Raw genomic sequence first — 6,977 nt, 5'->3', positions numbered from 1 at the left:
CCTCGGTGAGCGCTACCGCCGCATCGCCCGCCGACGCGGCAAGAAGAAAGCCGTCGTTGCGGTCGGCCGCTCCATTCTGACCATCGTCTGGCACCTGCTGTCCAACTCCGACGCCCGCTTCCACGACTTGGGCGCCGACTTCTACGACACCCGCATCAAACCTGACCGCAAGAAACGCACCCACGTCCGCCAGCTCGAAGCCCTCGGCTACCGCGTGACCCTCGAACCAGTCGTCTGACCGCCACGCCACTCAACAACCCTGACCCACCACCGCAAGCCAGGGTTCGCTGCCGCCTGCCCCGTCACTGTCCGATTTTCGGATTAGAGGCGCGCAGGTCGAGGTCCTCGACATGCAGGTCGCAGACTTCGGAGGCGCTGGCGCCGCAGATGTAGGCGGTCTGGAGCAGCGCCCGATCCAGCGGCAGCTTCTCGCGCGGCCGCGCGAGCAGATTGCAGTCAGGACCTTGGCCACGTCGGCCACGTCGGAGGCCTCAACGGTGCGGGGCAGGTTCTTGGGCACCTTGACGATGTCGATGCGGCCCATTGGGTTGACCTGCAGAAGGTCGTGGCGGATGGGGCTCGCCTGGTGAAGAAGGTGATGGCGGCGCGCTCTCGCCGCTGAGGCCGGAAGGTGGCGAATATTGACAATTATACCGCTGGTTAACAGGCGGTCACTGATGCACGCTTGATCAAGCTCGGCGTCTGCGAACGGCGTATGACCAGACGCGATGACCGTTTCGCCTGAAGGCGACCTACCTGCGCGGACCATGGTCAATGGAAGGGGAGCAGCGATTATGCTAAGCAATCATTCTGAGGAGCGGTGGGTTCTCGCCTTCGATGCCTCCTGCAGCACCTGCCAAGAGGTCTCTGTGGTCGTCAGCGGTGCCGCAGATGGTCGGCTCGAGATCCTGCCCCTGCAGCGTCCGGACGTGCAGAGATGGCGTGTCCATGCTTTCGGGGAGAACGCGCCATTCACGCCCACGCTGTTGAAAGTGCGCGGCTCGGGGGAACAGGAAGAGGATGTGCGCGGGTGGACAGCCCGGCGCATGGCGATCCCGCTCATCGGGCGCCTGGGCCCGCGCAGGACTCTTCGGGTGCTGACTGCGCTGGGGGGGCTGCGCGAGGAGGTCGATCAGCCATTGGGGTCCCGGCCGGGAGTGCTAGATCGCAAATCTTTCTTGCGCTTGGGCGCCGGTGCCGCAGTCGCCGGTGGGATGCTCTTTGCAGGGAAGGCTCCTGCCTTTGCCGAACAACGTCAAGCTGCTGCTGCTGCCTGGGTGGCGCGAGCCGGAAAGGATCTCCCGCGGACCTATGAGGAGTTCCGCAGATACGCGCTCGCCTATCGGAGGGAGATTTATCGGGCGCTGCCAATCAATGTACGCGGGAAGCTCTGGCGCGAGCACCTCAAGCACTATCGAGCGGCACATCCGGCGATGCCGGCCTCCCAAGAGCAGACGTTCGCACGCGTGGAGAGTCTCATCGCCGACGATTCGATATTCGACGTCGCGGCGGGGAAGCGGGAGGAGTATCGGCAGGCGCAGTTGCAGCTGCATGACGCGCTGGTGGAGAACTTTGGCGAGGATGAGGCGTACCAGATCGTCGCTGCACTCGGGCCATCTCAGCGTCCAAGCGGGACCCAGCTGCTTGCCAGCGCGTGTGACTGCAACCTTGACGACGATTGGTGCTCGGGGGCCACTGCTTTTTGCAGCGGCTTTCCGTGTGATCAGCCAGCTCCCAAGGGCTGCGGCTGGTTCTGGGAAGAGCCCTGCAACGGTCTCTGCTACACGCTCGGATAAATCAGTAGTGTGATATGTATGTCCTAGGGTCCATCCGCAGTGCCGATCGCGTTGACCGAGACCGAGCGTGCGCCGCTTCATGGGTTTGACGGCGGAGGCCGGTGCGGTGGCTTATCGGGCGAGGGTCGTCCTGGCCTGCTTTTCCCGTATTCCGGCTACCCCCATGAAGAGGTTGTCACTTCGGGGGCTCTGGCACGAATCCGGTGGTGACGGTGGGTCGCGTACGGCAGGGTGATCACGGTGTGACTCTTACCTTTTGAAGATCGTTTTTCCTCGTCTGGCAGGGGCGGTGCTGGTCGACCGGGTGGCGGTTGAGGACCAGGTCGTTGGGGTGGCGGCGCGGGTCCGTCCCGAGCCTGTGGCTGTCGGCCCCCCACTCGGGTCCGCGCAACCACCCCCAAAGTAGCTCTCTGTAATCACCGCTACGTTCTGTCAGCGGCTTCGGCTCTGAAGCGGCCATTAGCGCTCGCCTGGCCTCGCGGTGTGTCATCGTGGCGGGGACCGTTCCGTCTGCAACGTGACGACATTCGGGAGGCGCGCCGTGCGGCCTGCCTTTGACCTGACCGTCTCTCACGAGGCTCGCGCCTTCCTGTGGGAAGAGTCGCCGAACACTCAGTTCGTGCCGGCTGGGAACGCCGTGCATGATGTTCGCGCGGTCACGAACGTCTATGACTTGACCAGCTCACATCGCTTGCCCGGCAGCTATCGGCCCTCTGGCGATGAGGCTTTGGCGGCCCTGACCCTGCTGGCTGGTCTGCGCGACTGGCTGGCCGAGGTCGAGCCGGCGCTCATCGAGGCCGCGCGCGAGGCCGGCGTCACATGGGAACAGCTCGCCCCGGTGCTGCGAGTCGGCGACCGCCGTGCCGCGCAGCGCCAGCACGCCCGTCGCAGGAACGGCGCAGGAAGCAAATAGCGAAGCTCGTGCGCTTGGTCAACGTTTGAAGCTTTGGGGCGTCTGTTCATCAGGAGGCTCATGTGGAAGTTCTGAACGGCCTGGAGGAGGATCTGGTGCTGGAGTTGCTCCTCATCGCGGTCCTGCACGATGAAGCGGAGCGGCTGACAACCGATGACCGCGGTCCCAGGGTGGCCGTCGCAGGACGGCGTGCCGGCCCGCTCACCTGCCTACCCTGATCGGCATGACCCAGGAAGACGCCACCGTCCCCGCGCCCGTGGTCGGCTCGCTGCCATCAGCCTTCGCCGCCGGCGCGGCGGTTGGCGTACTCGGCGGGATGATCGGCCTGGGCGGCGCCGAGTTCCGGCTCCCGCTGCTGATCAGCCTGTTCGGGTTCGCCGCGCTGGCGGCGGTCATCATGAACAAGGCGATGAGCCTCATCGTCGTGCTCACCGCGCTGCCCGCCCGGCTGGCCGCCGTCCCCCTCGCCGAGCTGGCCGCGCACTGGACCGTCGCAGTCAACCTCCTGGCCGGCAGCCTGCTCGGGGCTTGGGCGGGCGCGTCCTGGGCGGTGCGGATGCGCACCGCCACCCTCTACAAGGTGCTCGCGGCCCTGATGGTGGTCATGGCCGCCGCCCTGGTGCTCACCCACACCACCAGCCTGGGCGCGCTGGTCCTGCCCGGCCCGGCACAGGCCCTCGCGGGAGTCGCGGCCGGGTTCGGCATCGGCGTGGTCGCCGCGATCATGGGCGTGGCCGGCGGCGAACTGCTGATCCCCACGATCGTGCTGCTCTACTCCGTCGACATCAAGACCGCCGGCAGCCTGTCTCTGGCGGTCTCGCTGCCCACCATGCTGGTCGCCTTCGCCCGCTACAGCCGCGACGGCAGCTTCGCCGTCCTGGGCGCCAACTTGTGCTTCGTCGCCGTCCTGGGCGCCGGTTCCATCACCGGCGCCCTACTTGGCGGCCTGCTGCTCGGCGCCATCCCGGACCTGGTCCTCATCCCCGTCCTGGCCATCATCTTGCTGATCTCCGCCGTCAAGATGGCCCGCCACGTCTGACCTCGACATGGCCAGGGCCCGTGCGGCGCGCGGGCCCTGGCTCGTCTTGTGGGTGCGGCTCTGCCGAAGATCGGTCACGTGGTGGTGGGCTGGAGGAGTTCGATCTCGATGGCCAGCACGCCGAGCGCTTCCTTCTCCGGGCCGTAGATGCGGCGGATGTTGGCCAGTTGCTGCTCGCGGGGGCTGTCGGGGTTGACGTTGGCCGCGCCTTCGGCATCCAGCATCTCCTCGAAGCTGGCATAGCGGGCCACCCGTTTGACCCGGGTGAGGGCGTCGTCGCGGCCACACACGAACCGGATGTGGTCGCCGGCGGCGAGGTTGCGCAGGTTGGGGTACTGCACACGGACCTCGATGGTCTTGCGGCCGGCGGCCACCAGGTCGAAGTATCGGCGGTAGAGGTTCATCTCGCGGGCGCGCACGCCCGTCGTGCTGCGTGGGCGGGCGGTCATGATGCGATCCAGTTCCTGGGTGGTGTAGCTGCGGTAGAAGTGCTTGGGGTCGGCCAGCATGCGGCCGACCAGCCAGACCATGGCGTCGACGAAGGAGTCGACATCGCCGGGCCAGGTGGTGATGTCGAGCATCCAGTCGCGGGCGCCGGGTGGCGGCGGCACCTTGCCGTCGCGGATCAGCGACTTGGACAGTTTGGCGCCGGTGTCGGTGAGGACCATCGGGGTGAAGATGCGCGGCGGCGGGGCCAGGCCGGGCAGCAGGGCGAAGGCCTCGTCCACGAGCTGGCAGCCGTAGGCCCAGTCGCCGCCCTTGACCATGACCGACAGGGTGACCGGGTCGCGCATGGCCATGCGTTCCCTTGACCAGGTTGCGGTACAGGGTGGCCAAGTCCAGGTACGCGCCGCCGTCGGCGGTGACGGCCACCTCGTAAGGGCCATGGTCGGTGCACACGGCGGCGAAGTCGGCGCCGCCCGAACCTGCCCTGATCAGCTTGGTGCGCTCGGCGCGTTTCTCGGCCCAGCCGCACTCGGAACACGGCAGGCGCAGGTGCACCTGGCCGTGCGAGGGGGCCAGCGGCCAGCGGATCTGGCCCAGGCGGCCGAGGGTGGCCAGGAACTCGTGCCGGAAGACGGGATCGTGCTGCTGGGTGGTGTAGGTCTCCACCTCGTAGTCCACGCCGGCGGCATCAGCCAGGGAGTCGAACAGGGCGCGGTAGTACTTGCCCATCAGCTCGCGCACGCCCTCCCGGCCCAGGGCGTGGTAGTAGGTCTGCTGGTAGGCGTGATGGGTCTCCGGATCGAGCCGGATGTCGTACGGGGCGTTGTCCAGCGCCCCGAACCGTACGACGGCGTCGACGTTGAAGGTGCGTTTGGTGGCCTTGGCCAGCAGGAACGCCGCCGTCTGCACCAGACTCGTGCCCAGGTGCGGGGCGCCGTTGATCTGCGTGCCGACGCAGAAGGCGACCCGGTCGGGGTTGGTGGCCTGCAGCCGCGGGCGGACCATGTCCACCGCGCGGAGCATCGCGTTGGCCAGGACGTTGTTCGGGCTGATGATCGCTGCGCCGGTGCTGCGGGCGGGGGTGCCGGTGTGGTCCATCACCGAGGGCCTTCCTGGTCAGACGGCGGGGACGGGGAGCTGGGCGAGCATGAAGTCGACGCGGCGGCCGGCGTCGTCGGCGGGAACGAAGATGGGCCGGTATCCGGCGTCGTAGTAGCCCTGGATGATGAGCTCGTGGACGCGGCGGATCTCGCGTTCCTTGGCCCACACGTCGTCGTCGGCGGAGTTGAAGTCGTCCAGGGCGTCCAGGATGAACACCGCGTCGTAGCGGTAGACGCGGGCAGCCTGCTCCAGTTCGGTGTAGGGGCCGAGGCCGAAGAAGGCGTCCCAGCCGTAGCCGTCGGGGATGCCCCGGTTGTAGAAGCGCAGCCCGTTCTTGTGGTCGCAATATTCGGTGATGAACGCCTCCAGCACGTCGCGGGAGTAGGCGCGCCGGTCGCCGACCTGCAGGTGGCGGCCAAGCCACTCGCGATGCTTGCGGTAGATCTCCCGGGCGGGCTCACCCTCGGTGTGGCCGATGCCGCGGGCGGCCAGCTCGGTGAAGACGGCCTCCTTGCCGGCCGAGGGTCCGCCGGTGATGACGTAGCGGCGCGGTGGGGTGTTCGGGTTGAGCAGTTGGTCGAGGCTCATCGCGGTGCGTCCTCCTGAGTCAGGTGGTGGTGGCCGGGGCTGTCCGGGTCGATGGGGCGGCCGGTCAGGGCGTGTTGCCAGGCGGCGGCCAGCGTGGGGCCGCCCGCGCTGGTGTCCAGGCGGGTGGTGAAGTCGGCCAGGCCGTGCTCGGGTTTGGTCAGTTCGGCCAGCAGCAGCTCGTGGGCGGGGCCGAGCGGCGGGGTCCAGCCCGCGCGGGCGGCGATCTGGTCGACTCCGAGCCTGGCCGCCGATGGGTCCGTTCCTGGGGCCGTGCCGGGGGCGGCGCCGATGCCGGTGTGCAGCAGCACCGCGCCGTAGGCGGCACGGTAATCGCGCACGGCGTGCAGTACCAGGGCGTGGCGCCACAGCGCCGTCTGGCACGCGCGGGCCAGGTCGGGCTCAGCGGCGTCCATACTCACCAGCCGGGCGACCTCCAGCAGCTCGGCGCGCAGCAGGTAGACCGCCCCCCACAGGGTGGCCAGCGCCTGCTGGTGCTCGGTTGCCTCCCAGGCGAACACGTCGGCCGGCAGCACCGGCCGCCCTGAGGCGGCCCGCAGGTCGGGCGCCGCGGTGAACAGCGCCGCCTCCTCGCCGGCCCGGCGCAGCTGCAGGGCCACCAAACCGGTCAGTTTGGGCTCGACGCGCTTTCGGAAGTGGTGCTCCTCGTACCCGGCGGCCGCGGCCGCCGCCGCCCGCCGGGCGGTCAAGGTCGCACCGGAAGTGGCGGGGTCGGCGCCGAACAGCAGCCGTGCGGCGGCGGCCAGGTCCCGGTGCTCCACCCGGTCCAGTTGCTCACGCAGCAGCGCGTCCAGTGCCCGGGCCCGGCTGACGGGGTCATCGCCGCGGGCGCGGGCCCGTACGGCGGGCAGGGCCAGCAGCCCGGGCCCGCACTGCTCGGTCCGGAGCGGAAGCCCGGCGCGCAGCAGCGCGCGCACCTCGGCCGCCAGCGTGTCGTCGATCGTGCCGGTGGAGGTCATGCCTCCAGTATCCCCGCGATGCCCACGAAATACCCAGCATCACGCCCATAAAATGCCCACACTCTTCAGTGGCGTGGAGCGAGGTGTTTCATAAGATAATGTTCGCCTGTGAAACA

General features: G+C 68.5%; 7 protein-coding genes and 1 pseudogene. 5 read left to right on the top strand and 3 right to left on the bottom strand.

Annotation, left to right across the window (positions count from 1 at the left end):
* The 5 genes and pseudogenes from ACTWPW_RS53065 to ACTWPW_RS53045 form a co-directional block, all read left to right on the top strand.
* Nucleotides 1-238 (top strand): annotated as a pseudogene (locus tag ACTWPW_RS53065) (IS110 family transposase); the annotation flags it as partial.
* A 631-nt stretch (nt 239-869) separates the two neighbouring features.
* Nucleotides 870-1,796, top strand: coding sequence for a bacteriocin fulvocin C-related protein (locus ACTWPW_RS53060; protein WP_443173417.1), 927 nt, complete (start codon nt 870-872; stop codon nt 1,794-1,796).
* Between the two features lie 517 nt (nt 1,797-2,313).
* Nucleotides 2,314-2,709, top strand: coding sequence for a hypothetical protein (locus ACTWPW_RS53055; RefSeq protein WP_443173416.1), 396 nt, complete (start codon nt 2,314-2,316; stop codon nt 2,707-2,709).
* Between the two features lie 62 nt (nt 2,710-2,771).
* Entirely contained in the window at nt 2,772-2,927 is a 156-nt protein-coding gene (locus ACTWPW_RS53050; RefSeq protein ID WP_443173415.1) for a hypothetical protein, read from the top strand.
* 5 nt (nt 2,928-2,932) lie between these two features.
* On the top strand, nt 2,933-3,748 hold the full coding sequence (locus ACTWPW_RS53045; protein ID WP_443173414.1) for a TSUP family transporter: 816 nt from the start codon (nt 2,933-2,935) through the stop codon (nt 3,746-3,748).
* Nucleotides 3,749-3,822: 74 nt separating this feature from the next.
* Here ACTWPW_RS53045 and ACTWPW_RS53040 read toward each other — a convergent pair whose 3' ends face one another.
* From ACTWPW_RS53040 to ACTWPW_RS53030, 3 genes are all read right to left on the bottom strand, one after another.
* Complete coding sequence (locus ACTWPW_RS53040; RefSeq protein WP_443173413.1) at nt 3,823-4,548, bottom strand: ASCH domain-containing protein; 726 nt, start codon at nt 4,546-4,548, stop codon at nt 3,823-3,825.
* A 763-nt stretch (nt 4,549-5,311) separates the two neighbouring features.
* A complete protein-coding gene (locus ACTWPW_RS53035) occupies nt 5,312-5,884 on the bottom strand; it encodes an AAA family ATPase (RefSeq protein ID WP_443173412.1) in 573 nt (190 codons plus the stop codon).
* Entirely contained in the window at nt 5,881-6,861 is a 981-nt protein-coding gene (locus tag ACTWPW_RS53030) for a hypothetical protein (RefSeq protein ID WP_443173411.1), read from the bottom strand. Before ACTWPW_RS53030 ends, ACTWPW_RS53035 begins: the two co-directional genes overlap by 4 nt.
* Nucleotides 6,862-6,977 lie beyond the last annotated feature (116 nt).

It is taken from the genome of Nonomuraea sp. KM90, assembly GCF_052246675.1.
Lineage (GTDB): Bacteria > Actinomycetota > Actinomycetes > Streptosporangiales > Streptosporangiaceae > Nonomuraea.
This window is presented reverse-complemented; position numbering and strand designations above follow the sequence as displayed.

What these genes read in the sequence shown, in the direction of transcription:
- ACTWPW_RS53030 (WP_443173411.1), bottom strand. Translation starts at nt 6,861, where the DNA reads ATGACCTCCACCGGCACGATCGACGACACGCTGGCGGCCGAGGTGCGC.
- ACTWPW_RS53040 (WP_443173413.1), bottom strand. Translation starts at nt 4,548, where the DNA reads ATGGCCATGCGCGACCCGGTCACCCTGTCGGTCATGGTCAAGGGCGGC.
- ACTWPW_RS53035 (WP_443173412.1), bottom strand. Translation starts at nt 5,884, where the DNA reads ATGAGCCTCGACCAACTGCTCAACCCGAACACCCCACCGCGCCGCTAC.
- ACTWPW_RS53045 (WP_443173414.1), top strand. Translation starts at nt 2,933, where the DNA reads ATGACCCAGGAAGACGCCACCGTCCCCGCGCCCGTGGTCGGCTCGCTG.